The organism is Pseudomonas sp. PAMC25584 (assembly GCF_058135675.1).
The window spans coordinates 2,615,193-2,641,795 of sequence record NZ_CM176870.1; the positions used below are offsets into that span (position 1 = coordinate 2,615,193).

The window sequence follows — 26,603 nt, forward strand, 5'->3', positions numbered from 1 at the left end:
GTAAAAACTTGGTTTGGTAGCGTAGGAATTGAAGGCCGCAGTTTGAGTTTCAGGTCATCCCACACTGGGCGTTGAACGCAGTGACGGTGCTTTAATCTTGGTACGCAGAGGTTTAAATATTTCCACCGGTCTATCCAACGTTTGATAAAAACCTACCGTTATCAAACACCGTAGCTTTGCGTGGGTCGGAAATGCTTCCAATCAAATTACCACTTTCGACCCGGAAGAAAGAATGCTACGCCGGCGGAGCTCTAAGCAGTAACGAACTTTCTCCCTGCAGCGCGCCCATTTCTTTCTCCATGTGAAGGGAACACCGCAGATCATGCAGGTGTTGATGGGGCGCTCACGCTGTTTCAAAATGCCACCCCTTCATCTAATTTAGCGAGCAACCACTCGCCGCGTCGCCACAGCGCCTGCTGTTTGGATTCATCCATGCGGTCGAGGTTTTTATAGGTCATGCCCATGCGGTTATTACCGCGCAGACGGTCACCGTGACGCATCAGGAAGTGCCAGTAGAGTGAGTTGAAAGGGCAGGCGTCGTCCGTGATGCTTTCGCTCACCTTGTACGTGCAGCCATGACAATAGTCAGACATGCGCTTGATGTACTGGCCACTTGCGCAGTAGGGCTTGGAGCCCAGATACCCGCCATCGGCATGCATGACCATGCCGAGTGTATTGGGTAGCTCCACCCAGTCGAACGCGTCCATGTAAATTGCCAAGTACCACGCACAAATTTGACTGGGTACGATGCCCGCGAGCAGAGCGAAATTACCGGTGACCATCAGTCTCTGGATATGGTGTGCGTAGGCATGCTCGAGACTTTGGCCGATGGCTTGGCGCATGCAGTTCATGCGTGTTTCGCCTGTCCAGTAGAACTCAGGCAGCGACCGGGTATTACCGAATGCATTGCCCTCGGCATAGTCAGGCATCTTCAGCCAGTAGACGCCCCGGACGTATTCCCGCCAGCCGATCAACTGGCGAATAAAGCCTTCCGCAGCATTGAGCGCAATACTGCCCGCCAAATAGGCTGACTCCACATCGCTGCAAAGCTGACGAAGATCCAGTAGGCCAATATTTAGTGCAGCGCTTATACGGGCATGAAACAGGAAAGGCTCGTCGCTAGCCATGGCGTCTTGATAGTCGCCGAAGGCTGCCAAGCCCCAGTCAAGGAAGTAAACCCATAGGGCCTGAGCTTCGGCGTGGGTTACTGGGTAGGAGAACGTGTCGAGGGCGCCATAGTGGCTGGAGAAGTGTTTGGCTACCAACGCAAGCACATCCTGAGTGATTGCATCCGGGCTGAAGCGGGCTGGCGAAGGGGGTCTAATACCCTTGGGCAATGCCTTGCGGTTGTCCGCGTCAAAGTTCCAGGCGCCTCCGACCGGGGTGCCGTCGCCATTTAGTAATAACTCGCTCTTGCGACGCATCTCGCGGTAGAAAAACTCCAGGCGCAGCTGCTTTTTGCCTTTGGCCCAGTTAGAGAACTCTGTGCGTGTGCAGAGAAAGCGACTATCGAGGTGCCATTGGATCGCTAAGCCACAGTCCTTGAGTGATTGCTCCAGGCGCCAGTCGCCGCACTCTGTGATGTGTACTTCATCTGGTTGCATGAGTGCCTGCCACCGCCGTAATTCGCTCGGCACCGACCCAGTATTTTCTGGATCATCGAGCGCAACGTACTGCACTCGAATTCCTCGCTGCTGCAGAGCCTCTGCGAAATGCCGCATGGCGCTAAAGATCAGGGCGATTTTTTGCGGATGGTGAGGGACATGGCGTGCTTCCTCCATCACCTCGGCCAACAGCACTGTATCGCTTTTGGTATCCAGCCCATGCAAGGAGGCGAGATTGAAAGATAGCTGGTCACCTAGGACGAGGAGTAGCCGGCGAGTCGTATGCATCAAACAGAATCCAGTGGAATAAATGCGCGCAGAAGCAATAAGGCGCCGCAGCGATTATGCGCAGTACCGATCCTTCCATCGAACTTTCGATATCGAGCGAGAAAACCTATACAGGGAGATGTGAGTGTATAGGTGTTTTTTGGCCGGTTTGGTGGGTGACGTGAGTGTTTTTTTGCTGTCAGCAAACCTGTACCGCCTAATCGATTTTGCTACTACCGGTCAGTTCACCTTACGTAGTGACATCGTCGCTCTGCGACTATCAACGTGGCTACGTTCCCACATGTTCCATCGACGAACCTGGCGTGCAGCGACGACTCCGTAGGCTCAAGAGGAGATCCCAGGGGTTTTGCGTCGAACGCATCATCGCGGATGTCAACAAGCAGGAGGCGATCCGGCATAGCCTGTGTGCGTAGTGTCTTGATTTCTCGAGCGCATGGTGGGCGCGCGCCATCAAAATAGAGCGTCAGTGGCCACTATTTTTATTGTACATAAACAAACATTTTGTATAAGTTTATTTAAAGGATATTCTCAAAGAGCTGAACTGACAATGGGAGCTCAGCTAAGCGATGAAATGGGCTTCTTGGTGCCCCTTTGGTGATCTCAAGAACGTTGGCTTTCGACAGCCTCACTCATCAGATACGACTGCAAAAGTCACCCTGAAATCCCATGGATAGCCCGCTATGCCCATTGCAGTTCAGATGACGCATCCAGCATCGATTTATCGTCGGCGGATTTAACGCGATTACAGATTAGAAGCGATCGCATTAAGCCTGTCCCGGACAGGGCATATTATTGAGCTAGCCATGAAGAAAACGCTTTCGTTGGCCACACGTATAGGCCTCAGTTTCACAGCCATCCTGGCGCTACTTATCGTGATAACAGCCATCGGTATTCAGCGCGTTGCGTTCATTGATTCGACCTTGGCCGACGTTAGCGAAAACGCGGCAAAGGTGCAGCGCTATGCCATCAATTTCCGTGGGAGCGTGCACAACCGCGCCATTGCTATCCGGGATGCGGTGCTGGTGACGACCGATCTGGATCTGGAAAAACACTTGTCGGAGGTTACAACCTTGGAAAAGGCTTACTCCGACTCGGCGGCGCCTATGGATCAGCTGTTCAAGGGCGTAAGCGTGACTGCGGAAGAGGTTCGATTGCTCAGCGCTATTAAGGACATCGAACAACAAACCCTGAAATCTACCCAGGCGGTACTGTCCCTGCGCCGGACTGGCGATATTTCAGGAGCCCAGGCACTGCTGATGCGTCAAACGTCTTTGGATTACAGTGAGTGGTTGAAACGCGTGAATGCGTTGATCGACTACGAGGAGGCGTCAATCAAGGTGAAGCTTGGCGCGATTCAGGCAACCGCTAGCCAGTTCAGTACGCTGATGCTGATCGCAACCGTTATTGCCCTGCTGCTGAGCATCATGCTGTCAGCTGTGATTATTCGTTTCGTTAAGTCCACACTGGGCGCGGAGCCCGCCGAGGTTGCATTAGCTATCCAGCGGCTGGCTTCAGGTGACCTGAATCAGACTATTTCTACAGATTATCCGGACAGCGTGATGGGGGTATTGAAAGACGCGCTTAGCCACCTGGCAGAGACTATCCAGCAGGTGCGGATAGCGGCCCGTGAGGTCAATCACTCGTCTGCCCAATTGTCTGCCACCTCATCGGCTAACAATGAGCAGATCAGCCTGCAAACCCGCGAAGCCGAGCAGGTGGCCGCAGCAATCACGCAAATGGCTGCGACTGTTAATGAAGTATCCGGGTATGCCGCGCAGGCGGCTAATGCTTCCCGGTTGGCCGATATAGAAGTGGAAAGTGGCAATCAATTAGTTGCAAGCACCACTCTTGCCATCGAACGGCTTGCAATAACCCTGGAGCAAACCACGGACACCGTGAATCAGGTATCCAAACACAGTGAAAATATCGAGTCAGTGATCGACGTAATCAACTCCATCGCCTCGCAAACCAATTTGTTGGCCCTAAACGCTGCTATTGAGGCTGCTAGGGCAGGAGAGCATGGGCGCGGGTTTGCGGTGGTAGCTGATGAGGTGCGCTCGCTGGCCAATCGTACACAGCAGTCGACCGAGGAAATTCGGGAGATGATCAGCACGCTGCAAGTGGGTACTGAAACCGCATCGCAAACAATGCGCAATAGTTGCGAGCTGGTGAGCCAAACGGTCACACAAACCCGCAGTGCGCAGAATGCATTAACCAGGATCAGCGAGCAGGTTGGCGCCATCAGTCATATGAACGCCCAGATCGCAAGTGCCTCCGTGCAGCAGAGTAGCGTTGCCGATGATGTCGCTCAAAATATAAACCGCATCCACGGATCCACGGTGCAGTCGGCCACCGGCTCGCTTCAAGTGGCAACGGCTAGCATGGAGCTCTCGCAGTTGGCGGATCGCCTTACCGCGAAAGTGGCGGTCTTCAGCGCCGCTTAGGATATTCGGGGTGAGCTAGGAAGTCCCTCTATGGCGCATGGGTGCCTGCTACGCTACCAGTGATCTGCCCGCCGAAAGATTGAACGTCTAACCCGGACGCGAGTAAATACGGTATGTCATGGCAGCTCAGCGACGATGTAGGAAGATTTTTCTATATGACGTTTCACTCGGCTGGTCGCCTCAACATCCTGCTGACCATGCCGATAGACTTATTATGACCCAACAGGCGGTTTCCCATGTTCAATACCAAAATCAAGAACCAGCTTCAATCTCAGGCAGCAGAGCTGTCGGAGCTGCGCCAATTACGCGATGGCCTAAACCGTGAAATGCTAACGTTGAGTATTGATTCAACTTTTAAAATTACCGCATGCAATGAAAGTTTTGCGCAGGCTTTGGGCTACACCCAGAGTCAGCTTATAGGTCGCGCCATGGCCGATCTCGTTCCGCAGTATGTGTCCAAGCTACCGTGCTTTCACAACTTTCGGGCAGCCGTAGCCGCAGGTAAGTCTATCTCTGACGAATACAGGTACCTGCACACTGACGGTTCATTGGTGTGGCTTCATGCGCATTGGCAGCCCATAACGGATATGACTGGCAAGTTGAGTCATATCACCTGCTATGCGACGAACATTACCTCTCGATTGGAAAAAGCATCGGAAAGCGTCTCGTTCATTGACGCATTACTTCGTTCGACGGCGGTGATTGAGTTTGATCTCTCCGGGCATGTACTTACGGCGAATGATCAGTTTTTAAAAGCAATGGGCTACAGCCTGGGCCAAGTTAAAGGCAGTCATCACCGTATTTTCTGCACACCAGAAGAAACCTCGTCCCAGAAATACAAGGATTTTTGGGCAATGTTGAACAAGGGTGAGTTTGTTGCCGGCCGATTTGAGCGTATTGACAGTCGCGGTCAGACGGTATGGCTGGAGGCGACGTACAACCCGGTTTATGACACCGAAGGAACACTCTGCAAGGTGGTTAAATTTGCGACCGTTGTCACCGACCAGGTTATCCGTGAACAAGCGGTCAGTGAGGCTGCCCAAACTGCGTTTGAAATTTCCCAGCAGACTGATGTCAGTGCTCAGCGAGGAGCCGTGGTAGTCAATGACACTATGCATACTATGCGTAAAATTGCCGTTGATATGCAGGCTGCCTCTGGCGGGGTCGAAGCGCTTGGTAAGCAGTCATTGTTGATCAGCTCGATCATTCAAACGATCAGTAGTATTGCCCAACAAACCAACCTGTTGGCATTGAATGCCGCGATTGAAGCCGCCCGTGCAGGCGAACAGGGCCGAGGCTTCGCGGTAGTAGCGGATGAGGTTCGACAATTGGCTGGACGCACCAGCAGCGCTACTGAAGAAATTGCCTCTGTCGTCTTGCAGAACGAGAAGCTGGTCGAAGAGACCGTAGCTGAAATGGCGAACAGCAAGTCCCAAGCTGAACAGGGCCTTGTACTTGCTACTCAGGCAGGAGAGGTAATACTGGAAATCCAGGATGGCGCTAAAAGGGTAGTCGACGCGGTCGGCAAATTTGCGAATCAGGTTGCTTAGGAAATGATGTGGCTCTGGAGTGCGAATCGCCCTAGGTGTCAGATGAGTAAGGCCTCCATCCAGGCCAGTCTCATATCAGGCAATATCAAAGAGTCCACCCGCATCAAATACTCAAATCCAAGAAGGATTGAGGGGGCAATGCAGCGAACCTGAACTTCGTAACTTCAAATACCTTACCAAATAGGGTGAGGCATTGCAGTTACATCCTGATCCCATACACCTATAAGCGCCATCGAGAAAACCCGCTGAGGCGGGTTTTCCAGACGCAGTATAATTTTCCTGCAATGCCCTGCTTTACTGAGAAATGTCATTCTTTTTCATGTCGTCTTTTTTCATGCCGTCATTGGACATGGAATCTTTTTTCCTCGTGTTCTTCTTCATCGTATCGTCGGCATGTACAACCGCGACGCCCACTGCGAGGTAAATACCTAGGATTGCAGCCGTTAACTTTTTCATAGTGAAGCTCCTTGAGACTCAGGTTGCGAAAAAGCGCAGCCCGGGCTGCGCAATGGGGTTGCCATGGGCGTCAGCTACCACCGAACCAGTTGTAGACCAGGTCTTCCCAGTAATCACCCGGATAGGTATTGGTGACGAAAATCGCTTGAATGGCTTTGGGTTCTTATAACCAAGCTTGGTGGGCATGCGCAGTTTCATTGGGAAGCCATATTCACGGGGCAGTACGGCACCGTCGTAGGTCAGCGTCATTAGCGTTTGCGCATGCACTGCCGTGACTGGATGTGCAAGGGAGCGAGTCGATATCAAAAATTGACCAGTTGTTGCTCTTCCATTCGATAGTTCTTCCGTGCGCATCACTGGTCAGTGAGGTTCTGGGATGTGAAATTTGTTTTGTGGTGAGCGATACAAAACATGTGCTATGGTCAACAACAGTTCTCTAATGCGTGCGAAAACCATGGCCCGTCCCCGTACATTCGATGAGTCGACTGTTTTAACAGCCGTCGCTGAAGCGTTCTGGACGCAAGGCTACGAGGCCACCTCGACCCGAGACCTCGTCAATCGCACCGGGCTCAATCAGCCAAGCCTTTACAACGCGTTTGGCGACAAACGTAGTCTTTACCGTCGCGCCCTCGTGCACTATCTAGAGTGCAGTGTGCGTGATCGAATTCGGCGCCTTGAAGCTCTGCCAAACGCTGGAATGGCCATAACTGGGTTCTTCGCAGAGGTGTTGAATCGCACACTGAACGATCCTTTTCATCGTGGGTGTCTGCTGGTGAATTCTGCCCTCGAAGCAAATGCAGAAGACACGGATTTGCGACAGGCCGTCGCAGAAGAGTTCGAGTCCATTCGCAGTTTTTTTGAAGGCCGCCTGCAAACCTTCCGCATGCAATCTGTCGATTCCGTCGAGATTGATGTGAAGCAGGGTGCGCATCATTTGCTCAGTGTGTTGCTGGGCATTCGAGTTTTGGCACGGGTTAATCCCGATCCCGCGTGGGTAACAGACGCCATTAGTATTGCAATCAAAAGCCTTGGGCTTCCTCCCTTGGCGTTAGCGATGTTCACTGAAAACCACTGCACGGAGTCAATATGATCAAGCTCTACTATCACCCGTCTCCTAACCCCGCCAAGGTTGCGCTTTTCTTGGAGGAGTCAGGCCTTGAGTACGAACTCATCCCTGTTGATACGCGCAAGGGTGAACAGCACGATCCGGCGTTTCTTAAGATCAATCCGAATGCCAAAACACCGGCTCTGGTTGATGGTGACAACGTGGTATTCGACAGCAACGCCATACTGCTCTATCTAGCCGAAAAAACAGGTATGTTCCTGCCTGCTGACAATCTCAAGGCTCGAGGTGAGATGTATTCCTGGCTCATGTTCGTCGCGACCGGTATCGGCCCTTACTCTGGACAGGCTGTTCACTTTAAGCACTTCGCACCCGAGCCAAAAGACTACGCCGTTACCCGCTACACCTTCGAAGCCTGGCGTCACTGGACGATCATCAACGAGCACCTGGCCAAACAGCCTTACATGCTCGGAAGTGAGTACACGCTGGTGGATATGGCCGTATGGGGTTGGGCGCGCGCGGTACCTTTCATCCTAGGTGATGACGCTTGGGTAAAACTTCCAAACGTAAAACGGCTCCTTGATGGCATCAATGCTCGACCGGCAGCACAGCGAACCGAAGAACTGAAGACCCGCCACAGTTACAAGACCGAGATGGATGCTGACGCGCGTAAGGCAATGTTTCCTCAGATTAGTCAGTAGGCGCGCCAGATCATGATCGACTTGCATGAATGGACTCCCCGCTATTGGGTCGAGATTTAATGTTCTTTTACGTATCCGGGCTTCCGCACGTCATTGCTCCAGTGAGCATTGGTAAAAGTGGAGCAATTTGCTCGGTTCAAGGCTGCGGGCCCCTATAAGGGGCCCGCACCGGGCGGCTTTTTCCTATGCACAGCGCCTTTAACAGCCGCTCAAGTGGTGCTCCTAAGTGCTACCTACAAACCAGTCTGGCAAGCCAACCTCAAGTGTGATGTCAGCATTAGGCGGTCACCATTGTGGATCAGGCGCACAGCGCCAACCTCCAGCTGGACTGTATGTGCCGAGTGAAGACATGACGGTTTCGTTAGCAAAAATAGCCGGAGCAAACGGATCCACTGACGACGGCAGTAGGAATTGGCCTGTTTTGGCGGGGAGCGTCGAACACTCTATTTTCCATGGAGTTTCTCCCGCGTTATGCCTACCAAAAGACAGTTCGCAGGCTAAAAGGGAGGCTGGGTTAAATGAGTTTTCGGGTTCGCCGAATTTTTCGCGCAAATGAGTCCCCGGTGTTATCGGTGTGGGACGACTGGCGGCGAAAATAAAATAGTCTCCGGCCAATAGCAGGCAGCCCTGGTGCGACGGCTCGTCCACCGCTTTCAACCATTGACCTCGACAAGAGCCGAGTGAGTCGGGTAAACGTTCCCATATTTCGTAGTAACTCTCATCCAGAGCCGTCTCTACTAGGCGCTCACTGGTTTCAAAGTGCATGCGTCCAATGTCTTCCTCGTCATTGACCGGCTGGTAGTCCAATTTGCGATGCCATTGGCAAATGTCTTCGTCTACTTGGGTCACCCCGGCGAAACCTTGCTGTTCACACAATGCCAGTTGTTGAGAGTGGCTGAGGTCTTCGAGCGCCAGACTTGGAAGTGAAATCGAGGGGATTCTTAGGTCTGCAAACAGTCGCGGTGTTTGTAGCCAGTACACGGCTGTTTCGCTGTCCGAACGCCCTGAGCGGTACTGGATCAGACTCCGCTTCCATACGCCAAAGTACCTTTCAGCAACCTGATTCATAGATATTCCTTGTGTGCGTCGCGTTTGGGTGGATATGGCTGCGCATACATTCCCAGAAAGATCTAGAACATGGCAATAGCCGGTACTGATACTCGGAAGGCTCGCTAAGTTAAGTTCTACGAAAACCCGGAATCTGGCGGTGTGTCTATTCATCGCGACCACTGAAGCCCTCTGGCAGAATTGGCGCCACGAATGAGCCATTGCGCCTTGCGCGGGCACTTAGCATTTAGTTGGCAAGACCGGTCTTCAGGACGAGGTCGCGAGTTGAAGGAAAAACACCGATGGTCGCTGAAAAATCCGAGCGCCCTTTGATGGAGTCTGGCCATGGCGTGCGGTACGTCACAGCAAAGCTTTGCAGACAACACCAAGACTGCGAATTCTCCGGCCCAAAGCCTTTGGGCTTGGGGCGCAGCCAGATGGGCGTCCATAACCAGCTCTGGTTGTTGGCGCTATCAAGCGTACTCATCGCTGGCTGCTCCAGCTCCAAATCCAATTCGCCCCCGCCGGTCGAGCGCGACCCATGCCTGGATGCGGGGCCGGCTAAAAGCGTGGAGTACGATAACTGTGTGGCTGATCGGGAAGCCAGCAAGAGGGAGGCTCTCAGAGCACTCCTCGACGATACCGGCGTTTATTCCCGACAGATGCAAATAGTCGAATCTGAGGACAATACTTACCAATGCTTGCCGGTCTGGCTTCAGAGGCACCGCGAAAGGGGGGGGCGGCAGGCACGAAATAGCGGTGCCGGGATGAAGACTCAACAAGCGGATCTGAGGCCGCGTTCGTGCCAGTTCGAAGGCGGCCGTTTTAAGGTTAGAATTTGAACTGATGCACGATTTCCAATAAGCGCTCGGCGTCTCCGCCGCTTTCGCGTCCGCGCTTAAGAGTGCTTTCGGCTAGCGCTACAGTGGTGTTCGCGACGACCGAGACACTGCTGATTCGTCGATTAATTTCATCGGTAACCATGGCCTGCTCATTTGCAGCTTGAGCTATCTGTAGGCTCATGTCTGATACAGAAGACACTAGTCCGCTGATGCGTTGCAGCGCCTCGCCAGCGCTAATCGCCTGCTGCACGCCTCGCTCTGCGAAGACACGGCTATCGTCCATTACTTCTACGGCTTGCTTCGAAGCGTTTTGGAGGCGGTCGATCATGCCATTTATCTCTTGCGTAGACTTTTGTGTTCGGCTAGCGAGCGTACGCACTTCGTCAGCCACTACGGCAAAACCACGACCTTGCTCGCCTGCACGAGCGGCTTCAATGGCTGCGTTGAGAGCCAATAAATTGGTTTGTTCGGCAATAGTACGAATCACCTCCAGTACCCCACCTATCTCGCGTGAATGGCCTTCTAGATCGCAAATCACAATCGCAGCACGACCCACCTCATCTGCAAGGGCGCGAATATCGATGATGGTTTTATTGACGACGGTAATCGCCGCTTGTGCCTGCTTGTCGGCATCTTGAGTTTGAGCCGCGCTGGCTTGGGCGTTTGTAGCAACGCCCTGCACGTTGGTAGCCATCTGATTAGCCGCCGCCGCAACTTGTTCCACCTCGACTTGAAGATCTGTAGCACTGCGCTGAGACGCGTCAGCATCACTCAGCAATTGTTCGGCGGAGCGCTCCAGCCCCATTGAAACATCTGCAACTGTGGTGATTTTGAGGCGTAGGCTTCCAAGGAATGCATTGAACAGTTCGATAACCTGACCAATTTCGTCATCTCGATTCGATTTGATAGTGCGGCTCAGGTCGCCACTGCCATCATTCAACGCGCTCAGAGCCTTACTCAAAGAGTACATGGGGGGTAGTACTCGATTGGCAATTAACCACAACGCCCCCAGCATAATGACCAAGACCGTGCCCCAGGCGATGAGGTTGGTGGTTCGAATCATTGTGCGCTCAGCCTTGCTGTCAATTAGCTGCTGACGATATAGCTTATCCAGCGGCTCACTAAAAGCAGCAAAGTCGGAAATAACTTTCGCTGAACGCAGGTCAAAGTCTTCCATGACTTTATCACCATCAACTTTATCACGGGCATAGGCCTGCACCATGAGCTTTCCGGTGCTGTTAAGCTGCTCAAGTGGAGTGCGCAAAGCCTGAATATTGCTGGAGAGGCTCGGAACCATAGGTGTTAGTTCATCGAGCAACTGAAGCGATGCGTTGTAATATTTCTGTGCATCGCCTATGGGTTCTTGGTCTTGGGTTAGGCTAGCGTCAGTGTAAAACTGTTGGATTTGTGCGCTGTCGTAGCGCAATTTTTGGGTCGATTCAAGAGCGATCCCTAACCGTTCGCTATTGAGCTCCATGCCATCGAGTTCATTAATTTGGGTGTGCATTAATAGGGTCAAACCAACGGCAGTTGCGACCAAGCCTGCTGCACAGAAAGCCATCAAACGAGAGATACTTAACGTCACCGAGTTCTCCAATATTGTAAAGGAAATAATAGCGTGGCTCACGCGTTTGCGTCTGAAGCGCACGTTCAAGAAATTGCCTGCACTGTAATCGGCGTATGACTTGGTCAAGACGTCGCGCTGGATATGCAGCGTATCTAACTGTTGCCGACTCCTCTCTAAGAGCATCAACAAAAAACGGCTTGGTAATTATGAGTTTACCAAAGAAAGATACCGTGCCAGCGGTATAAGCGTCCGTCCAACATATCTTACATAATTAAATAAAATGGCTCCCTTTTGGTTGAGCAAATATTGTGCGATCTTACTCATTTTCAGGCCGAAACGCGAACCGTCATTGAAACTGCGTAAATCGCCATTTTGAATGGGGTGAAAAGCTTAGCTTATCTAGAATGGATTCAATGGCCTGCGATGTTGGTGATGGTGCTCGCTGCCTGGCTTATCGGGTCTCAACGACCAGCAAGGCGGATGACAGGATTTGAATGCTTTAGCCTGAGCAATATATTGTGGGCAGGTTTGCCTTTTCATGATGAACCTTCGCGGGTTCAAAAAGAACTTCGACGTACACTAGGTTTAGTCGTAAACATCAGGAGCTTTCAGGGACTAATCCTTACCTCTGGCACCGGGCATCTGCGATACCATGATTGATGGTGCGAAGGTGGATAGGCTACAACGTCCAGCAAAGTGAACAGGTCGTGATAGAGACTGACTCGTGCCAGATAAAAATCGCCCTCTAGCGACAGCTGCTCCAACTCGCGTACTTCCCCATTCGATACCCTTTCAGTCAACGCCTACGATTCAAGGTTAACTCGCTGCCTACCAAGGAAGGCGTTCTCCGTTATAGGCAAAGAAATTGCCGCTGTCGGCAGGCTCTAATTGGTCGATCAGTGATAGTAATTCACAGGCGGCCACGTTTGCCGGCCTGGCGGCAGAGGCGCCACGAAAGGGTTGCGACAGTGCTGAAACAACTGTACCTGGGTGAAGGCTCAGCAGGCGGCTCTGAGGTCGCGTTCTTGCCAGTTCGATGGCCGCCGTTTTAATCAGCATATTTAGTGCTGCCTTGGAGGCGCGATAGGCATACCAACCGCCCAAGCGGTTATCGCCGATACTACCCACCTTGGCAGAGAGCATCGCCATCGCGCCACGAGGATCAAGCAAGGGCAGAAAGTGACGCAAAACCAGCGCAGGCCCGATTGTATTGACTTGGAATATCGCCTGGAGCGTATCCGCCTCAATAGCGGAGTAACTTTTTTCAGGTTTGATTTCGTCGCGATGGAGCAGACCGGCAGCATGCAAAATTAACTGGTACGGGGCTTCTTGAGCTAATTCGGAGGCCGCCCTGGCGATACTGTCGGCATCCTCCAGATCGAGGTGTGGAACACTGTTGCGCCCCAACTGACGAACATACGCACACTGTGGATCCTGATTGAGTAACTCACAAAAAGCCGAGCCAAGCGCGCCACTGGCGCCAATCACCAAGGCACGGTAGCCCTCGCCAAGGGAGTTCATCTTGAAGGAACTGTTCATTTAGCCTCACCCACAGTCTGGCGCGATTTTTCGGTATTAACCCATTCGCCCTATCAGTTGCAGAAATTCGTGACGCGAAGCGGACGACTCGCGAAAAGCTCCCAGCATCACCGAAGAGGTCATCACCGAGTTTTGCTTCTCCACGCCTCGCATCATCATGCACATGTGCTTAGCTTCAATGACTACTGCCACGCCAGCCGCATGGGTAATTTTCTGTATGGCGTCGGCAATTTGCTTTGTAAGATTTTCCTGGATCTGTAAGCGACGGGCGAACATATCCACCACTCGGGCGACCTTCGACAGGCCCAGTACCCTTCCTGTGGGGATGTACGCGACATGAGCCTTACCGATGAAGGGCAGCATGTGATGCTCACACAATGAATACAGTTCGATGTCGCGCACTATGACCATTTCATCGTTTTGTGATTCGAACAATGCGCCATTGATCACATCATCGAGACTCATTGCGTAGCCGTTGCACAGGTACTGCATTGCTTTGGCTGCGCGCTTGGGTGTATCCAGCAGTCCTTCACGCTCAGGGTTTTCGCCTACGCCGACGAGAATTTCACGGTAATGCTCTGCTAATGATGGGTTCATCTTGATTCCTCGAAGCCTTGCTGCGCTTTATGTGTCGGCCAATCCTTGGCAGTAGGAGACTATCTGCTGCGCACGATCTGACGCAGATGACACAGGGTTCGCCAGATCAGCTATGACCCAGGCTCTTCGCCGGGCCCATTACAAATTGGAGCTTTCTAGGTCTGCTTTGTTTTCAACGTGGACTGGTCGTCCGATGCGGGTTTGGACGCCGGCACCTCGCAACGGTTATCGAGACAGCGACGGCCACTATCTGGGTGAGGTAACCACGCCAAATGGGGGCGTAAGTGGCAGAAAAGGCGATAACCGAATTCAAGCAGCGGGCGGAATAAACTCCACGTCAGTGGCGTTGCCCAAAAGCCCAAGCCGGCGGCTCGCCAGCTCCACAGTGTGGCATCCAGGCCCGTTACCCAGCGTCCATCAGCGAAACGGGCGTGCAGCGAGGACTGCATCTGCTCGAACGTGAACCCGAGTGCATTGGCGTCGAATACACCGCTGCTGATGTCCACAAAAAGCAGTCGATCCTTTACGGCATGTCCGCGCAGGAGCTTGATTTCGCGCGCACACAGAGGGCATTCACCGTCAAAGTACAGCGTCAGTGGCCACTTCATTTTGTTGTACATTGAGCATGCTCTTGTATAGGTTGTGTACAAGATATGCTGAAAGAAACGGACTGACAATGAGCAATGTTCTTTTGCCGTGCTATGCGCTCTGACGCCCGGTTTCGTGAACGGATCGCCTGTCTGTTCATATCCAGGTTCGTGACGGCAAGGTGCTCGAAGGCGTTCCCGTTATCGTGGGCACCCCCATTATTCTTGGAAAAGCGGGGCGTTATAGAATTGGTCAGGCACGTTAATGCTTGCGGCGCAGGACTGAATTCATCACTAAGACGTGAGCGAGTCCAAAGGTGTGATGCAGCTTGAATCGCCCAGGATTCTCTAGACACCTTGCAAATAGCCCAGTCCGTTTTTTGAGAACACCTTGCAAAAAGTTATACAAGGTGCTCGATTGAGTACAAGGGTGGTGGCCGACCTATGCAAGTCAGCATGCAATCCTACCGATCAATCACTACGCTCCACCCTGAAGCCTCTCTAGGTGGTTTTGACATCTGCCGCGGTCAGGAGAAAGTCCGGTTAGCGCATTGCTTTCAAGACAGGACGGTTGCAGAGGTCGCATACGCCGTCATGAACAGTGAGAGGCAACTATTGTGGATGGGTTTTTCCTACATTGAGGTCTGAATGACGAACCTTGCAAGCCGTGAAGAGCTAATCACATGGCGAACCTTAAGGTCTTCTCATGCTCAGTAATGCGCGCTTAGATATCCAGACAAATTTTGCCGAAATGCTTGTTGGTTTCCTGATACTTGAACGCTTCGACAATCTCGCTCAAAGGGAAATGACGATCAATAATCGGACGCATACCATTAGCATTGATGGCTCGGATCATGTCTTGCTGCTGGCTGCGGCTGCCCACCAGTACACCCTGCAGACGCACTTGCTTGATCAGTGCGGGTACAAAATTCATTGCACCGCTTACTCCACTCAGTATCCCGATGATGGAGATGTGACCAGCAACCCGAGTTGCAATCATCGATTGCTCAAGAGTCGCAGGGCCGCCGACTTCTATGATGTGATCAACACCACGGCCGCCCGTTAGAGCGCGTGCAGTTTCACCCCAGTTAAGGTCTTTGCGGTAATTGATCACATGATCAGCGCCTAGCCCTTTCAGACGTTCAAGTTTTTCGTCGCTTGAAGAAGTAGCAATGACGGTAGCACCCGCCATTTTAGCGAACTGCAGAGCGAAAATTGAAACGCCACCAGTGCCTTGGACGAGCACAGTGTCGCCCGGCTTGAGTGAGTCATCGGCCATCAGGGCGCGCCATGCAGTAAGGCCTGCAGTGGTGAGCGTCGACGCTTCAGCATGGCTGTATCCGGTAGGCGCGAGGGTGAACGATGTGGCTTTGGCCGTCACTTGCTCACGAGCGTAGCCGTCAATGCCATCACCTGGCACGCTAACAAAGCCCTCAACCAGTGGCGCACCGTTGATCCACTCAGGGAAGAATGTGCTAACAACCGAGTCACCCACCTTAAATTCAGTGACATCTTCGCCGACAGCAATGACTTCACCTGCACCATCGGCCATGGGGATGCGTTTTTCGCTAGGCCCCCACATACCGCTGACCACCGCGAAGTCGTGGTAGTTGAGCGAGTTGGCGTGAAGGCGCACGGTGATTTCGCCGCGCGCTGCGGCCCGGACTTCGCTACTGCCAACCACAACCTTTTCATAACCGCCACCGGGTTGGACGAAGATAGTTTTAGTGCTCATAGGGGATTCCTTGCGTTTTCTAATTACGCGAAATAACGAAATGAAATGTTAGAAATTATAGTTCGATTGTCAGTCTAGCCGCAAAATCAGCAATCGCCTGCTCGTTGCGCCGATAGTAAGTCCATTTTCCGATGCGGGTGGTTAGCACGAAGCCTGCACGTTGCAAGATAGCTAAGTGTGCAGACGCGGTCGAAGGTGAAAGGCCGGCCTTGTGCTGCAAATGGGTTACGCACACTCCTATTGCAGGATCGTCATGATCCTGAGGTGGGAAATTACTGAGTGGGTCTTTGAGCCACTCCATCATTTGCATGCGAGTGTCATTGCCCAAGGCTTTGAGCTGTTCGAGTATCATGGTGGGCGATGTTACGGGTTTTTGCAAAATGTTCAATAAATAATCTATATGGCCAGCGGATTTACTGCTGAGTAGCTCGCCTCCAGCAGTCTTTGGTCGACGTACATAGCCCAATCATCATCTGTCAGCGGATAGACTGCCGCTGAAAGTACCTCGGCGCGCTTCTCAATGAGCAGGCGCTCCGGATCGCGAGCGACTTTATAGGCTCTGCCTGATACACGTCGAGTTACTGAGTTGGACGGACGCTTAGCCCGATTTAGCCTAAGGACGTTACTTGCAACGCTAAAGATTACTCAAGCGCTTCTGGATCTACTGGAATCGACGAGGGGATTTGCCATGAAGGTTTTTTGCCATCCTGACTGTCGAAAATGCGACGTGCCTTGCGGAAATCCTCGGCATTTTCGACTACCCACGTCCAGATAGGGGACATACGGATCAACAGCCCCATGCCCAGCGGCGTCAGTTCGTACTCGACGCGGGGCGGAATTTCACCGAATTCCCGCCGAATCAGTAGGCCATCACGCTCCATGGAGCGTAGCGTCTTCGTCAACATTCGCTGAGTCACACCAGCCATCTGCCTTTTTATCTCGGCATGGCGCATCTTACCGTACACGCCCAAGGCATGCAGGATGCCCAATGACCAGCGGCTACCTGCGTGAGCGAGGACTTCCCGCCTGACTCCATCATCATCTTCTCTAAGCGTTTGGCAGATAGCTTCTGCTTGGCTAAGAGTTTCATGATCGGTCATTTCTCCCCCCTGGTATCACACGTGTGCCTTCTTACGAGCGCTGCTGAATCGTGCAAGCATTCGCTTATCTTACAGGCAACCGGTCTCAGGAGAAATCATGACCAAAGTGACCCCGCTTTCCCCACAATCAATTCTCGTTCTAGGCGCCGGTGAACTTGGCCTTCCGGTTTTACGCAATCTTGCGCAGGTGGCAAAGCGTATACCCGGCTCCACAATCAGCGTCCTGCTCAGGGATTCGACCATCAACACTCAGGTGCCTGAGAAAAAGGTAGAAATCGATGAGCTCCGTAGTCTGGGCATTCAAATGGTCGCCGCAGACCTAGTGAATGATTCAATCGATCAGCTTGCTGAAGTGTTCGCACGGTTCGATACGGTAATAGGCTGCGCAGGCATGGTCGCGGGTCGAGAAACCCCGATGAAGTTGGCGACAGCAGCTCTCAAGTCCGGCGTGAAGCGCTACTTCCCATGGCAGTTTGGCGTCGATTTTGAGGTGATCGGTCGGGGCAGTCCCCAGGATCTATTCGATGCTCAGCTCGATGTGCGCGAGTTGCTTCGTGCCCAAAACAAAACTGAATGGGTAATCATCTCGACGGGTATGTTCACCAGTTTCCTTTTCGAGCCTGTATTTGAGGTAGTGGACTTCGAAAACGACGCAGTGAACGCCCTAGGCAGTCTTGAAAACAGCGTGACGCTCACGACACCAGACGACATCGGTACTCTGACAGCGGAAGTCGTTTTCTTTGAACCTCGATTCCGCAATCAAATCGTCTACCTTTCTGGCGACACTGTGACGTATGGGCAGGTTGCGAGCATCCTTGAACGTGTTCTGGGACGCCCATTCAAACGTAACGTGTGGACTGTTCCGTACCTAATCCAGGAATTGGAGAAAGACCCGACTCATCACATCAAAAAGTACCGCGCTGTGTTCGCACAAGGTCGAGGCGTGGCGTGGCCTAAAGCTGTCACTTTCAACGAGCAGCAGTCGATTCAAGTCACCACCGCTGAGCAGTGGGCTCGGAAATACCTTACAGACAATTGAACGCAAAAGCAGGTAGCCGAACGTTCTCGCGCCCATGATTTACCTGCTCAGAAGCACCTTGGCCCGATAGTGGGTGCTATGCGAAGGCGTTAACGTTCGGGCGGAGTCCCCAACCGGTTATTCTCAGCAAAGTGGGGCGTGCACAAAAATGCCGCCCATGCGATCAGGGGCGGCCTTGTCTCTTTGTCTGGTAGACGCTCAATTCCCTCTGTAGGTAGAGAAACCGTAGGGGCTGAGCAGTAATGGGATGTGGTAGTGCGCAAGGGTGCCGTCTACCTCAAAAATGACCGGTACCTCCGGAAAGAAACTTGAGATTTTGTGAGCGTTGAACCACTCACCGGTTTTGAAGGTGACACGGTAGGTGCCTTTTTCCAGGGCTTGACCATTGGGGTACAGCCCGGGAATACGACCTTGCTCGTTTGTCGCTGCGCTGTTGAGCATGTTCCAGCTCTTGCCGTCCTGTTTTTCCAACGTGACATTGACACCCGGAGACGGCAAACCATCTTGTAAGTTGAGTACATGCACACTGAGCGGGTTTCCTGCCGCTAATGCCAGTGACGATACGACACTCAATACAACGCCAGCGAAGAGAGCTTTTAATACAGTCATGATGATGTCCTTAGTTTTTAACGGCAGGTAAAATTTTGTTGATAGCGACTAATGCGCACCCTTCATCGAATGCTGCCCCACCTGCACCGGCCACTCCGATAGCGCCAATGACTTGGCCTTCAAACAACAGCGGCACTCCGCCGCCCAGCAGCAATAGCTCATTCAGGGTGTTGAGGTTTTCAGCATCGGGTGTACTGCGAGCACGCTCTGCCAATAGTCGTGTTGGCGTCTTGGTCGATAGGGCGGTATAGGCCTTACGTTGGGCTGCTAATGTGTTGTGTGGGCCAACGTTATCGTCGCGCTGCAGGGCGACTAAATTGCCTCCACGGTCGACAATTGCAGCAACACTTGTACGGCCATCGGCATGACACGCTGCCCGCGCGGCATTTAGCAAGTCATTGGCCATTGCCAATGACACGTCGTTGCGCTGCACAACTTGATCCGGTGATGCGACGGCGAGCGCGGAGCTCATTGCGAGTGACGTCAGCAATGAAGTCGGTAGGCTTATACGCATGCTTTTTCCTTTATTTTGTCTGGCTGAGTCATAGCCACACATGATGACCGGTGCACTCCGTCAGAATGATTGCCTCATGATTACCAAGATGTAATGTGCCAAAACGGTCAGGCGCGCTAGCCTATGCTCCAGTTTTGGAGGAAAAGATGCGTATCCTGGTCGTCGAAGATGAAACGAAAACAGCGGATTACCTCCACAAAGCCCTGACTGAATCGGGCTACGTGGTTGAGGTTGCCTTGGATGGCCTGGAGGGCCAGTACCTGGCGCAGGAAAGTGAGTTCGACTTGATCATTCTGGACGTCATGCTGCCGGGCCTGGACGGATGGCAATTGCTTCAGATTATTCGGCGCAAGTGGCAAACGCCGGTGCTTTTTCTTACCGCCAGGGACTCTGTGGAGGATCGGGTCAAAGGGCTTGAGTCAGGGGCCGATGATTACCTGGTCAAACCTTTTTCCTATGCCGAGTTGTTGGCCCGTGTACGTACCCTGCTGCGCAGGGGGCCTCCCCGTGAGGTCGAGCAGTTCTTGGTTGCAGACCTGAGCGTGGATCTGTTGCGGCGTAAGGTCACGCGTCAGGGTGAACGCCTGACCCTGACCAACAAGGAGTTTGCCCTGTTGCACCTGTTAGTCAGTCGGGAAGGGGAGGTGCTGTCGCGCTCCTCGATTGCTTCGCAGATCTGGCAGATGAACTTTGACAGTGATACCAATGTGGTCGATGTCGCCATTCGGCGACTGCGCGCCAAGGTTGACGATCCTTACCCACTAAAGTTGATACACACAGTACGTGGCATCGGCTACATGCTTGAGGTGCAATCCTGAAACTGTTTCCGCGTGCCCTGAGCTTGCGCCTGGCGGTTATGTTCGCGTTGGTCAGTGCGCTGCTGCTGGGCTCCATTGGTTTTTATCTTTATCAGTCGTTACAGCGAGAAATCGCGTGGCGCGATGACCAGGCCCTACTCGGGCGCCTGGATCGCATGCAGGCGTTGATCAACGACAGTGACAGCATCGAGCAACTACGAAATCGGCCCAAACTTTACGAAAACATGCTGGGCAATCGCGACAACCTGCTGTGGATTGTCGATGACACTGGCCAGGTGCTGATCGAAATCAACCCCGTAAGCATGCGCTTGCCCCAGTTACCTGCCGCAGCCCAGGCTCAGCTCGGTGACGGCCACTCTTCAGTGTCAGTGCGGCTTGCTTGGCAGCATGTCATGCAGGGTGATCGCGGCTTGACCCTGATTGCTGGCAAGTTGTTGAGTGAGCGCGAGCAGATGCTCAGGGCTTACCGACTCAAGCTCTGGCTCGCGATGTCAGTCGGCGCGCTGCTGGCTTTTGTGCTCGGCTGGTGGGTCAGTCAGCGAGGCTTACGACCTGTGCGCCTGCTGGCGAAGCGCGCTGCCGCAATTGATGTACACCATCTGCATCTGCGGCTGGATGAGTTCAACGATCTGAGTGAACTACAAGCGCTCAGCCAGGCGCTTAATAACATGCTTGCACGCCTCGAAGAGGGGTTCGCCCAGCTATCACGATTCTCAGAGGATCTCGCCCATGAGATGCGTACCCCGCTCACTAACCTGATGGGGCATACCCAGCAATCCCTGAGGCATGGTCGTTCAATCGAGGACTATCAGAACCTGCTGGTTTCCAATCAGGAAGAATATGAGCGTCTAGCGCGAATGATCGACAGCATGCTGTTCCTCGCGCGTACCGAGCAGTCGCATGCATCTGTAAGTGATGAGCTCATCAACCTGCACGATCTAGTAGAGCAACTGTGTGAGTATTTTGAAGGCGTGGCGCAAGAACGCGATGTCACGCTAATCAATCAAGCCCATGATCAGTTGCGTGCTGATCCGGCCTTGATCCGTCGAGCATTGGCTAACCTGCTCGCCAACGCACTGCGTTATGGGGCTCCCGCTACGGCAGTGACTATTAGCAGTGTGGTGTTGGCGGACAGTATTGAAGTTACTGTGCACAACCAAGGCCAGCCGATTTCAGCGGAACACCTTCCTCGACTGTTTGATCGCTTCTACCGTTGCGACCCCTCACGCAATCAGCCGGATGATTCCGGTGGCCTGGGGTTAGCAATCGTTCGCTCAATTCTGCAGCTGCATGGCGGTCGAGTGACCGTAGATAGCAGTCAATTAGGAACTAGCTTTCGCTTGGAGTTTCCTATTCGAAACGTTTGAATAGTTTTCCTTAAATGACTGCGCCGGCTTACCCAATCTAATCCGCCCTCACGCACTGACTGACTGCAAAATTACTCAAATTGTGGCAGCGAGCAGGGGCATTGCCTAAAAGCTATAGTGCCCACCCAATCCGTCATGCCACCTTGACTCAGTTAAAGGATGTCTTGGGGGGCTGACCGCTGCAAACCGAAGTGTCTGGTTGGGGCCTGCTTTCGTTGACAGCTTTTCTAGTGTTTGGAAACTTCATGATTGCGCGTGGCCGTCGATGGGCCGCTGGATTTATGGTGGGCTATTTCGCTTTTTGCCTGATGCTGGTGATCCCGACGATTCCATTCAGTCCCCATACGTTGGCTTATGCGCTGGGTATCGCGTTTCCGCTCCTGGGGTTGCTTCTGTTCAATACTCCCCGCCATCGAGAGATGCGGCAGTAGCTTAGCGAGATTCGAGCCCAGAGGGCGGTCGTGGTCGCGTTCTACGAAAAACACTCAAAGTAACGCAAACTCAATGCTTGCAGGGCAAGGTAGTAATCGCACCCACGCAAACGCGTGGGCGCGAGCCGTTATCGCTGCCTACCGCTCAATCGACCGACTCCACCGCGCATTCCACTCCGGCCGCGCCTGGTTCACCTGGTCCCAATCAATCGAAATCGCCGTCTGCAAATAACCCTGCATCGCCTCCACTCGCGCGCGGGTCTTGTCGCTGGTCGGCGTGGTCGGGTTCGACGGGATCTGGTCACCTTCCTCCAGCGCCGGCGCCTGGGCTTCGGCGGTGAGCAGGAAGGCCGCGAGTTTCTGCGCCAGTTCCGGTTGATCGTTACGCGCGATCACGCATTCGGCGACGTTCAACACCACGGCGCCTTCCTTGGGTTGCGCGTATTCCATCGGCACGCCGAGCAGTTTCTGCGTGGCGACCTGGGTCGGGGTGAGGGGGAAGATCGCGGCTTCGTCGGTTTGCACCATCTCGGAAATTTTCGCCGAGCTGGCGATGTATTCCAGTACGTTGGGGCCGACGGTTTTTGGCCAGGCCTTGAAGCCTGGGTCTACGTTGGTCTCAGAGCCGCCCTGGATACGGTTGAACATCAGGAAACCGTGCAGGCCGAAGGTGGAGGAGGCCAGGGACTGGAATACCACTTTGTCCTTGAAGCGCGGGTCGGCCAGGTCCATCCACGAGGTCGGTGCGGCCCAGCCTTTCTCTTTGAACATCCTGGCGTTGTAGCCCAGGCCGGTGACGCCGAGGGTCACGGCCACGGCTTCGTCCTTGATTTTCGCCTTGGCCGGGATCTGCTCCAGGGGCGGGCTGGGCGCCAGTTTTTCGCACAGGCCCATGGAGATGGCGCGGTACATGATGCCGTCGTCGAGGAACATCACGTGCATCTGCGGGTTGTCTTTGTTGGCCTGGACCTTGGCGAGGATGTCCGACGAAGTGCCGGGCACGATCACTACCTTGACGTTATTGGCCTTCTCGAACGCGGGCAGCACCTTGTCGGCGTAGACCCGTTCCATGGTGCCGCCGTTCATGCCCAGGTACAGCGTCGGCGCCGCCTGGGCGGTGGAGGCGAGCAGAGCGAGGGACAAGCAGGACTGCGCAATACGAGTATTCATGGATGTTTTTCCTCTCAGGCTTGGAAACGACGGATGGAAAACGCTTCGATGGGTTGCCGGCTGGCCCCTGTGCAGACGATCTCTGCCAGGGCTTCGCCGACCGCCGGGCCCAGCTGGAACCCGGCGCCGGCAAAGCCGAAACCGTGGAGCAGGCCAGGTTGGGTGCTGCTGGGGCCGATCACCGGTTCATGATCGGGTAGGTAACCTTCGGTGCCGCTCCAGGTGCGAATCGCCTGGGCCCCCTTGAGAAACGGGTACAGCTCGCCGGCATTGCGCAGGATCTCCAGCACCGCCGCGTGCCCGGGCCGCGCCTGCCGGGGGCCAAGGGCAAAGCCGCGACCGCCGCCGAGGATGCAATTGCCCCGGGCCACCTGGCGCGCATAAATTCCGCCGCCTTCGACGCCGGTGCTGACGGTCATCACTATGGGCAGCGGCTCGGTGACCAGCATTGCCGGGTGCGCAGACGTCATGGGGACCGGCTCGCCGAATTGCGCGGCGACTGTCCCCGCCCAGGCACCGGCGCAATTGAGCAGCCATGGCGCCTGCAGGTGCAGGCCATTGGCGCAGTCCACCTGGAACCGCTGGCTGTCATGTTCGATGCGGATCACCTCGGCTTGTTCGTAGACACTCGCGCCAAGGCGTTGCGCGGCACTGGCGAAGGCGGGGGATACCAGGCGCGGGTTGGCATGGCCGTCTTCGGGGCATAACGAAGCACCCACTGCGATATACCCGACCCACGGAAAACGTGCGCGCAGTTCGGCGTGATCGAGCAACTGCAAGCCCAGGCCAAAGCCCCGCGTGTGTTCGGCATACGCCTGCAACGCGGCAAAATCCGCATGACTGCGCGCCAGTTTCAAATGCCCGGAGCGCACGTATTCGCCGTCGATACCGATCAAACCGGGCAGGTCGTCCCATAACTGATGGGCGCGCTGCGACAACGGCAACTGATGCAACGGGCGTCCCTGGCGCCGCACGCCGCCATAGTTCACGCCACTCGAGTGCGAGCCGCAGAAGTCCCGTTCCACCAAGGCCACACGCTGACCTTTGTGCGCCAGCATCAAGGCCGCCGACGCACCGACAATCCCGCCGCCCAGGACGATGACGTCGATCATGGCTGCACCTGCACGCCAAACGGCAGCGGCTTGATCGGGGCCTGGCCGCGCAAACGCCCGACGTTTTCAATCGCGCGACCACTGCGCTCGGCGACGATTTCTGCCGCCGCCAACCCGCACATGCGGCCCTGGCAGCGGCCCATGCCGACCCGGCAATGGGCCTTGACCCGATTGATTTCCCAATGCCCTTCATCCACCACGGTGCGTATATCGCCCACCCTGACTTCTTCACAGCGACACAGCATCAAGTCGTCCGGCGCCTGCGCCGCCCAGTCTTGCGGGAAGGGAAACGCAGTCTCCAAGCCCTGGCGAAAGCGCTGGATACGCGCCAATTGCCGCTCAAGCAGGGCGGGGCGCCGATGATCGATCGCGACCCCCGCATCCTCCAGCACCGCCAGCGCCGCCCGCTCACCGGCCATCTGCGCGGCATCGGCCCCCATGATCCCTGCACCGTCGCCCGCCAGGTACACACCGTCGACGCTGCTGCGCCCGGCGCGGTCCCGTTGCGGCAGCCACGCACGGTTCAAGGCATTCCAGGCAAATTCACAACCGAGCAGGTCCGCCAACTGCGTCTCGCTGCGCAGCGCATGGGCGAAGGCCACGGCGTCGCAGGCCAGGGTGTGCTTGCGCCAACGTAGGCCGCTGACCCGTTGTTCACCGTCGATCTGCTGCAGCGTCACGCCCTGATGCACGGGAACGCCATGGGCGGTGAGCCATGCGCGGTAATACAAGCCCTTGGCCAAGGTCGCCGGTTGCCCGAGCAGCGCCGGCAAGGCGCGGCATTGGGCGCTTAACGGCGCGCTGTCGAGCACGGCGACCACCTTGGCGCCGGCCTTGGCGTATTGATACGCCACCAGGTACAGCAACGGCCCGCTGCCACAAAACGCCACGCGTTCGCCGATGGCGCAACCTTGGTACTTCAAGGCGATTTGCGCCGCGCCTAGGCTGTAGACACCGGGCAAGGTCCAGCCCGGCACCGGCAGGATACGGTCGGTGGCGCCCGTGGCGACGATGATCCGCGAATACTCGACGCTTGCTGCGTGACCGTTGTTCAACAGGTCCAGGCGCCCGTCCTCGGCATTCCACACCAGGGTTTCGGGCCGGTAGTCGATCAGGCGCGCCAGTTCATCCAGGGTGCGATGCACGGCCTCGGCCTTGTTCGCCTCAAATCCGTATATCTGCTTGGCGGTCCGTTGGAAACCCAGGGGTTGGCGGCGATAGATCTGCCCGCCGCCGCGCAGGCTTTCGTCCACCAGGCAAGGCGTTACGCCGTGGTCGAGCAGGGTGCGCGCCGCACTGATCCCCGCCGGGCCTGCGCCCACAATCACCACCGGCTTCATAACTGGCGCCCCGGGTCGCGGCTGATCGCCTGGCCTTCTTCCAGCAGGGTCGAACAGGCGCGCACGCGTTGTCCGTCCGCCAGGCGCACCCAGCAGTCCTGGCAGGCGCCCATCAAGCAAAACCCGGCGCGGCGTTCGGCACTGAAATCGCTGCCGCGCAGGTGCTCGGCGCACGTCAGTACCGCGGTCAGCAGGGTGTCGCCGAGCAAGCCTGTGGCCGGTTGCCCGTCGAGGGTAAACGCCAGGGCCGGGCGTGCGGTTTCGGTCAATCGTTTGAACAAGGCCATCAGTGTTTCCCCACCAGCACACGATCCAGGCCGTAGACCCGGTCGAGCACAATCATGGCCGCCGCCGTGAGGGCAATCACCAGTGCCGACACTGCCGCCATCATCGGGTCGATGGATTCGGTGGCGTACACGTACATGCGCACCGGCAAGGTTTGCGTGGCCGGCGAGCTGACGAAGATCGACAAGGTCACTTCGTCGAAACTGTTGATGAAGGCCAACAACCAGCCGCCGGCCACGCCGGGCAGGATCATCGGCAACGTCACCAGACGAAACAGCGTGAAGCGTCCGGCGCCGAGGGATTCGGCTGCCTGCTCGGCGCTGCGATCAACCCCGATCGCTGCCGCCAATACCAGGCGCAGCACATAGGGCGTGATGATCACCACGTGCGCCAGCATCAGCCAGGTGAAGCTGCCGTTGACGCCCATCAAGGCGAACAACCGCAGCATCGCCACTCCCAACACCAGGTGCGGGATGATGATCGGCGACAGGAACAACGCACTGAAGAAGTTGCGCCCAGGGAACGCATAACGGCTGATCGCCAGCGCCGCCGGCACTGCAATCAGCGTCGCCAGGGTCGCGGCGGTGAATGCCAGGATCAGGCTGTTATAGAACGCCTGGATAAAGTCGGCACGCTCGAACACCGCACGAAACCAGCGCAGGGAGAAGCCTGAAGTGGGCAGGCTCAAGGTGTTTTCCGGGGTGAAGGCCACCAGGCACACCACCACCAGCGGCGCCATCATGAACACCACCACCAGGCCGTGGAAGCCAAGGGCCAAAGGACCGTTTCTGGACATGC

General features: G+C 55.0%; 26 protein-coding genes and 7 pseudogenes. 10 read left to right on the plus strand and 23 right to left on the minus strand.

What is annotated here, in order from left to right; translation table 11 throughout:
* Positions 1-201: 201 nt before the first annotated feature.
* The 3 genes and pseudogenes from ACS5Q8_RS12145 to ACS5Q8_RS12155 all read right to left on the minus strand — a co-directional run.
* A complete protein-coding gene (locus ACS5Q8_RS12145) occupies positions 202-357 on the minus strand; it encodes a DUF2256 domain-containing protein (protein WP_247397565.1) in 156 nt (51 codons plus the stop codon).
* Positions 354-1,892: a cryptochrome/photolyase family protein gene (locus ACS5Q8_RS12150; RefSeq protein WP_443699930.1), complete on the minus strand. Its 1,539-nt coding sequence runs from the start codon at positions 1,890-1,892 to the stop codon at positions 354-356. The genes ACS5Q8_RS12145 and ACS5Q8_RS12150 overlap by 4 nt, the downstream gene beginning before the upstream one ends.
* 281 nt (positions 1,893-2,173) lie before the next feature.
* Positions 2,174-2,359, minus strand: a pseudogene (locus tag ACS5Q8_RS12155) (thiol-disulfide oxidoreductase DCC family protein); the annotation flags it as partial.
* A gap of 336 nt (positions 2,360-2,695) precedes the next feature.
* Between ACS5Q8_RS12155 and ACS5Q8_RS12160 the strand changes: the two are divergent.
* The 3 genes and pseudogenes from ACS5Q8_RS12160 to ACS5Q8_RS12170 form a co-directional block, all read left to right on the plus strand.
* Positions 2,696-4,336 (plus strand): methyl-accepting chemotaxis protein, encoded by a 1,641-nt coding sequence (locus ACS5Q8_RS12160; RefSeq protein ID WP_443694379.1) that lies wholly within the window; start codon positions 2,696-2,698, stop codon positions 4,334-4,336.
* A 326-nt stretch (positions 4,337-4,662) separates the two neighbouring features.
* Positions 4,663-5,346, plus strand: a pseudogene (locus ACS5Q8_RS12165) (PAS domain-containing protein); the annotation flags it as partial.
* A 105-nt stretch (positions 5,347-5,451) separates the two neighbouring features.
* Positions 5,452-5,886: pseudogene (locus tag ACS5Q8_RS12170) on the plus strand (methyl-accepting chemotaxis protein); the annotation flags it as partial.
* Positions 5,887-6,180: 294 nt separating this feature from the next.
* On the opposite strand, the gene ACS5Q8_RS12175 reads toward ACS5Q8_RS12170, so the two are convergent.
* Together ACS5Q8_RS12175 and ACS5Q8_RS12180 are read right to left on the minus strand one after the other, a co-directional pair.
* Positions 6,181-6,342 (minus strand): hypothetical protein, encoded by a 162-nt coding sequence (locus tag ACS5Q8_RS12175; RefSeq protein ID WP_465160239.1) that lies wholly within the window; start codon positions 6,340-6,342, stop codon positions 6,181-6,183.
* Positions 6,343-6,412: 70 nt separating this feature from the next.
* A pseudogene (locus ACS5Q8_RS12180) lies at positions 6,413-6,615 on the minus strand (molybdopterin-dependent oxidoreductase); the annotation flags it as partial.
* 181 nt (positions 6,616-6,796) lie between these two features.
* On the opposite strand from ACS5Q8_RS12180, the gene ACS5Q8_RS12185 reads away from it, so the two are divergent.
* Together ACS5Q8_RS12185 and ACS5Q8_RS12190 are read left to right on the plus strand one after the other, a co-directional pair.
* Positions 6,797-7,432 carry a TetR/AcrR family transcriptional regulator gene (locus tag ACS5Q8_RS12185; RefSeq protein WP_276197716.1) on the plus strand — a complete coding sequence of 212 codons (636 nt, stop codon included), beginning with the start codon at positions 6,797-6,799 and terminating at the stop codon, positions 7,430-7,432.
* Entirely contained in the window at positions 7,429-8,106 is a 678-nt protein-coding gene (locus ACS5Q8_RS12190) for a glutathione S-transferase family protein (protein WP_247397576.1), read from the plus strand. The genes ACS5Q8_RS12185 and ACS5Q8_RS12190 overlap by 4 nt, the downstream gene beginning before the upstream one ends.
* A gap of 285 nt (positions 8,107-8,391) precedes the next feature.
* Here the strand turns inward: ACS5Q8_RS12190 and ACS5Q8_RS12195 are convergent, their stop codons facing one another.
* The 11 genes and pseudogenes from ACS5Q8_RS12195 to ACS5Q8_RS12245 all read right to left on the minus strand — a co-directional run bounded on the left by ACS5Q8_RS12195 (position 8,392) and on the right by ACS5Q8_RS12245 (position 17,120).
* On the minus strand, positions 8,392-9,174 hold the full coding sequence (locus ACS5Q8_RS12195; protein WP_247397578.1) for a hypothetical protein: 783 nt from the start codon (positions 9,172-9,174) through the stop codon (positions 8,392-8,394).
* A 226-nt stretch (positions 9,175-9,400) separates the two neighbouring features.
* Complete coding sequence (locus ACS5Q8_RS12200) at positions 9,401-9,640, minus strand: hypothetical protein (RefSeq protein ID WP_247397580.1); 240 nt, start codon at positions 9,638-9,640, stop codon at positions 9,401-9,403.
* Between the two features lie 209 nt (positions 9,641-9,849).
* Positions 9,850-9,986, minus strand: a pseudogene (locus ACS5Q8_RS12205) (short-chain dehydrogenase); the annotation flags it as partial.
* Positions 9,985-10,800 (minus strand): methyl-accepting chemotaxis protein, encoded by an 816-nt coding sequence (locus ACS5Q8_RS12210; protein WP_426101016.1) that lies wholly within the window; start codon positions 10,798-10,800, stop codon positions 9,985-9,987. The gene ACS5Q8_RS12210 and the pseudogene ACS5Q8_RS12205, both read right to left, overlap by 2 nt.
* 42 nt (positions 10,801-10,842) lie before the next feature.
* Positions 10,843-11,745 (minus strand): annotated as a pseudogene (locus ACS5Q8_RS12215) (methyl-accepting chemotaxis protein); the annotation flags it as partial.
* 645 nt (positions 11,746-12,390) lie between these two features.
* Entirely contained in the window at positions 12,391-13,101 is a 711-nt protein-coding gene (locus ACS5Q8_RS12220; protein ID WP_276197719.1) for an SDR family oxidoreductase, read from the minus strand.
* A gap of 36 nt (positions 13,102-13,137) precedes the next feature.
* Entirely contained in the window at positions 13,138-13,698 is a 561-nt protein-coding gene (folE, locus tag ACS5Q8_RS12225; protein ID WP_247397583.1) for a GTP cyclohydrolase I FolE, read from the minus strand.
* A gap of 155 nt (positions 13,699-13,853) precedes the next feature.
* Positions 13,854-14,318, minus strand: a complete 465-nt coding sequence (locus ACS5Q8_RS12230; RefSeq protein ID WP_247397584.1) for a thiol-disulfide oxidoreductase DCC family protein — start codon at positions 14,316-14,318, stop codon at positions 13,854-13,856.
* Positions 14,319-15,009: 691 nt separating this feature from the next.
* Positions 15,010-16,020, minus strand: a complete 1,011-nt coding sequence (locus ACS5Q8_RS12235; RefSeq protein WP_247397586.1) for a zinc-dependent alcohol dehydrogenase family protein — start codon at positions 16,018-16,020, stop codon at positions 15,010-15,012.
* Between the two features lie 55 nt (positions 16,021-16,075).
* On the minus strand, positions 16,076-16,372 hold the full coding sequence (locus tag ACS5Q8_RS12240) for an ArsR/SmtB family transcription factor (protein ID WP_247397610.1): 297 nt from the start codon (positions 16,370-16,372) through the stop codon (positions 16,076-16,078).
* Between the two features lie 289 nt (positions 16,373-16,661).
* The gene (locus ACS5Q8_RS12245) at positions 16,662-17,120 is read right to left on the minus strand and encodes a winged helix-turn-helix transcriptional regulator (RefSeq protein WP_247397588.1); all 459 of its coding nucleotides are present in this window, start codon (positions 17,118-17,120) and stop codon (positions 16,662-16,664) included.
* Between the two features lie 97 nt (positions 17,121-17,217).
* Here ACS5Q8_RS12245 and ACS5Q8_RS12250 point away from each other — a divergent pair, with 97 nt between their 5' ends.
* A complete protein-coding gene (locus ACS5Q8_RS12250) occupies positions 17,218-18,159 on the plus strand; it encodes an aromatic alcohol reductase (protein WP_247397591.1) in 942 nt (313 codons plus the stop codon).
* 198 nt (positions 18,160-18,357) lie between these two features.
* Here the strand turns inward: ACS5Q8_RS12250 and uraH are convergent, their stop codons facing one another.
* Together uraH and ACS5Q8_RS12260 are read right to left on the minus strand one after the other, a co-directional pair.
* Positions 18,358-18,768: a hydroxyisourate hydrolase gene (uraH, locus tag ACS5Q8_RS12255; protein WP_247397592.1), complete on the minus strand. Its 411-nt coding sequence runs from the start codon at positions 18,766-18,768 to the stop codon at positions 18,358-18,360.
* Positions 18,769-18,778: 10 nt separating this feature from the next.
* Positions 18,779-19,282: a GlcG/HbpS family heme-binding protein gene (locus tag ACS5Q8_RS12260; protein ID WP_247397597.1), complete on the minus strand. Its 504-nt coding sequence runs from the start codon at positions 19,280-19,282 to the stop codon at positions 18,779-18,781.
* Positions 19,283-19,428: 146 nt separating this feature from the next.
* Here ACS5Q8_RS12260 and ACS5Q8_RS12265 point away from each other — a divergent pair, with 146 nt between their 5' ends.
* From ACS5Q8_RS12265 to ACS5Q8_RS12280, 4 genes and pseudogenes are all read left to right on the plus strand, one after another.
* On the plus strand, positions 19,429-20,100 hold the full coding sequence (locus tag ACS5Q8_RS12265; protein WP_247397599.1) for a heavy metal response regulator transcription factor: 672 nt from the start codon (positions 19,429-19,431) through the stop codon (positions 20,098-20,100).
* On the plus strand, positions 20,097-21,467 hold the full coding sequence (locus ACS5Q8_RS12270) for a heavy metal sensor histidine kinase (protein WP_276197932.1): 1,371 nt from the start codon (positions 20,097-20,099) through the stop codon (positions 21,465-21,467). Before ACS5Q8_RS12265 ends, ACS5Q8_RS12270 begins: the two co-directional genes overlap by 4 nt.
* A gap of 59 nt (positions 21,468-21,526) precedes the next feature.
* Positions 21,527-21,640 (plus strand): annotated as a pseudogene (locus ACS5Q8_RS12275) (NAD synthetase); the annotation flags it as partial.
* Positions 21,641-21,712: 72 nt separating this feature from the next.
* The gene (locus tag ACS5Q8_RS12280; RefSeq protein WP_426100968.1) at positions 21,713-21,898 is read left to right on the plus strand and encodes a hypothetical protein; all 186 of its coding nucleotides are present in this window, start codon (positions 21,713-21,715) and stop codon (positions 21,896-21,898) included.
* Positions 21,899-22,036: 138 nt separating this feature from the next.
* Here ACS5Q8_RS12280 and ACS5Q8_RS12285 read toward each other — a convergent pair whose 3' ends face one another.
* The 5 genes from ACS5Q8_RS12285 to ACS5Q8_RS12305 are packed head-to-tail and all read right to left on the minus strand — an operon-like array spanning position 22,037 to position 26,601.
* On the minus strand, positions 22,037-23,068 hold the full coding sequence (locus tag ACS5Q8_RS12285; protein WP_465160240.1) for an ABC transporter substrate-binding protein: 1,032 nt from the start codon (positions 23,066-23,068) through the stop codon (positions 22,037-22,039).
* A gap of 14 nt (positions 23,069-23,082) precedes the next feature.
* Positions 23,083-24,180: an NAD(P)/FAD-dependent oxidoreductase gene (locus ACS5Q8_RS12290; RefSeq protein ID WP_465160241.1), complete on the minus strand. Its 1,098-nt coding sequence runs from the start codon at positions 24,178-24,180 to the stop codon at positions 23,083-23,085.
* Entirely contained in the window at positions 24,177-25,520 is a 1,344-nt protein-coding gene (locus ACS5Q8_RS12295; protein WP_443694383.1) for an FAD/NAD(P)-dependent oxidoreductase, read from the minus strand. Before ACS5Q8_RS12295 ends, ACS5Q8_RS12290 begins: the two co-directional genes overlap by 4 nt.
* Positions 25,517-25,807: a (2Fe-2S)-binding protein gene (locus tag ACS5Q8_RS12300; protein ID WP_046383765.1), complete on the minus strand. Its 291-nt coding sequence runs from the start codon at positions 25,805-25,807 to the stop codon at positions 25,517-25,519. Before ACS5Q8_RS12300 ends, ACS5Q8_RS12295 begins: the two co-directional genes overlap by 4 nt.
* Positions 25,807-26,601: an ABC transporter permease gene (locus ACS5Q8_RS12305; RefSeq protein WP_276197725.1), complete on the minus strand. Its 795-nt coding sequence runs from the start codon at positions 26,599-26,601 to the stop codon at positions 25,807-25,809. Before ACS5Q8_RS12305 ends, ACS5Q8_RS12300 begins: the two co-directional genes overlap by 1 nt.
* Positions 26,602-26,603 lie beyond the last annotated feature (2 nt).

Excerpts from the sequence above, each read along its gene's own strand:
- ACS5Q8_RS12150 (WP_443699930.1), bottom strand. The coding sequence starts at position 1,892 with ATGCATACGACTCGCCGGCTACTCCTCGTCCTAGGTGACCAGCTATCT.
- ACS5Q8_RS12160 (WP_443694379.1), top strand. The coding sequence starts at position 2,696 with ATGAAGAAAACGCTTTCGTTGGCCACACGTATAGGCCTCAGTTTCACA.
- ACS5Q8_RS12175 (WP_465160239.1), bottom strand. The coding sequence starts at position 6,342 with ATGAAAAAGTTAACGGCTGCAATCCTAGGTATTTACCTCGCAGTGGGC.
- ACS5Q8_RS12185 (WP_276197716.1), top strand. The coding sequence starts at position 6,797 with ATGGCCCGTCCCCGTACATTCGATGAGTCGACTGTTTTAACAGCCGTC.
- ACS5Q8_RS12190 (WP_247397576.1), top strand. The coding sequence starts at position 7,429 with ATGATCAAGCTCTACTATCACCCGTCTCCTAACCCCGCCAAGGTTGCG.
- ACS5Q8_RS12195 (WP_247397578.1), bottom strand. The coding sequence starts at position 9,174 with ATGAATCAGGTTGCTGAAAGGTACTTTGGCGTATGGAAGCGGAGTCTG.
- ACS5Q8_RS12200 (WP_247397580.1), bottom strand. The coding sequence starts at position 9,640 with ATGAGTACGCTTGATAGCGCCAACAACCAGAGCTGGTTATGGACGCCC.
- ACS5Q8_RS12210 (WP_426101016.1), bottom strand. The coding sequence starts at position 10,800 with ATGGGGCTGGAGCGCTCCGCCGAACAATTGCTGAGTGATGCTGACGCG.
- ACS5Q8_RS12220 (WP_276197719.1), bottom strand. The coding sequence starts at position 13,101 with ATGAACAGTTCCTTCAAGATGAACTCCCTTGGCGAGGGCTACCGTGCC.
- folE (WP_247397583.1), bottom strand. The coding sequence starts at position 13,698 with ATGAACCCATCATTAGCAGAGCATTACCGTGAAATTCTCGTCGGCGTA.
- ACS5Q8_RS12230 (WP_247397584.1), bottom strand. The coding sequence starts at position 14,318 with ATGTACAACAAAATGAAGTGGCCACTGACGCTGTACTTTGACGGTGAA.
- ACS5Q8_RS12235 (WP_247397586.1), bottom strand. The coding sequence starts at position 16,020 with ATGAGCACTAAAACTATCTTCGTCCAACCCGGTGGCGGTTATGAAAAG.
- ACS5Q8_RS12240 (WP_247397610.1), bottom strand. The coding sequence starts at position 16,372 with ATGATACTCGAACAGCTCAAAGCCTTGGGCAATGACACTCGCATGCAA.
- ACS5Q8_RS12245 (WP_247397588.1), bottom strand. The coding sequence starts at position 17,120 with ATGACCGATCATGAAACTCTTAGCCAAGCAGAAGCTATCTGCCAAACG.
- ACS5Q8_RS12250 (WP_247397591.1), top strand. The coding sequence starts at position 17,218 with ATGACCAAAGTGACCCCGCTTTCCCCACAATCAATTCTCGTTCTAGGC.
- uraH (WP_247397592.1), bottom strand. The coding sequence starts at position 18,768 with ATGACTGTATTAAAAGCTCTCTTCGCTGGCGTTGTATTGAGTGTCGTA.
- ACS5Q8_RS12260 (WP_247397597.1), bottom strand. The coding sequence starts at position 19,282 with ATGCGTATAAGCCTACCGACTTCATTGCTGACGTCACTCGCAATGAGC.
- ACS5Q8_RS12265 (WP_247397599.1), top strand. The coding sequence starts at position 19,429 with ATGCGTATCCTGGTCGTCGAAGATGAAACGAAAACAGCGGATTACCTC.
- ACS5Q8_RS12280 (WP_426100968.1), top strand. The coding sequence starts at position 21,713 with ATGATTGCGCGTGGCCGTCGATGGGCCGCTGGATTTATGGTGGGCTAT.
- ACS5Q8_RS12285 (WP_465160240.1), bottom strand. The coding sequence starts at position 23,068 with ATGAATACTCGTATTGCGCAGTCCTGCTTGTCCCTCGCTCTGCTCGCC.
- ACS5Q8_RS12290 (WP_465160241.1), bottom strand. The coding sequence starts at position 24,180 with ATGATCGACGTCATCGTCCTGGGCGGCGGGATTGTCGGTGCGTCGGCG.
- ACS5Q8_RS12295 (WP_443694383.1), bottom strand. The coding sequence starts at position 25,520 with ATGAAGCCGGTGGTGATTGTGGGCGCAGGCCCGGCGGGGATCAGTGCG.
- ACS5Q8_RS12300 (WP_046383765.1), bottom strand. The coding sequence starts at position 25,807 with ATGGCCTTGTTCAAACGATTGACCGAAACCGCACGCCCGGCCCTGGCG.
- ACS5Q8_RS12305 (WP_276197725.1), bottom strand. The coding sequence starts at position 26,601 with ATGTCCAGAAACGGTCCTTTGGCCCTTGGCTTCCACGGCCTGGTGGTG.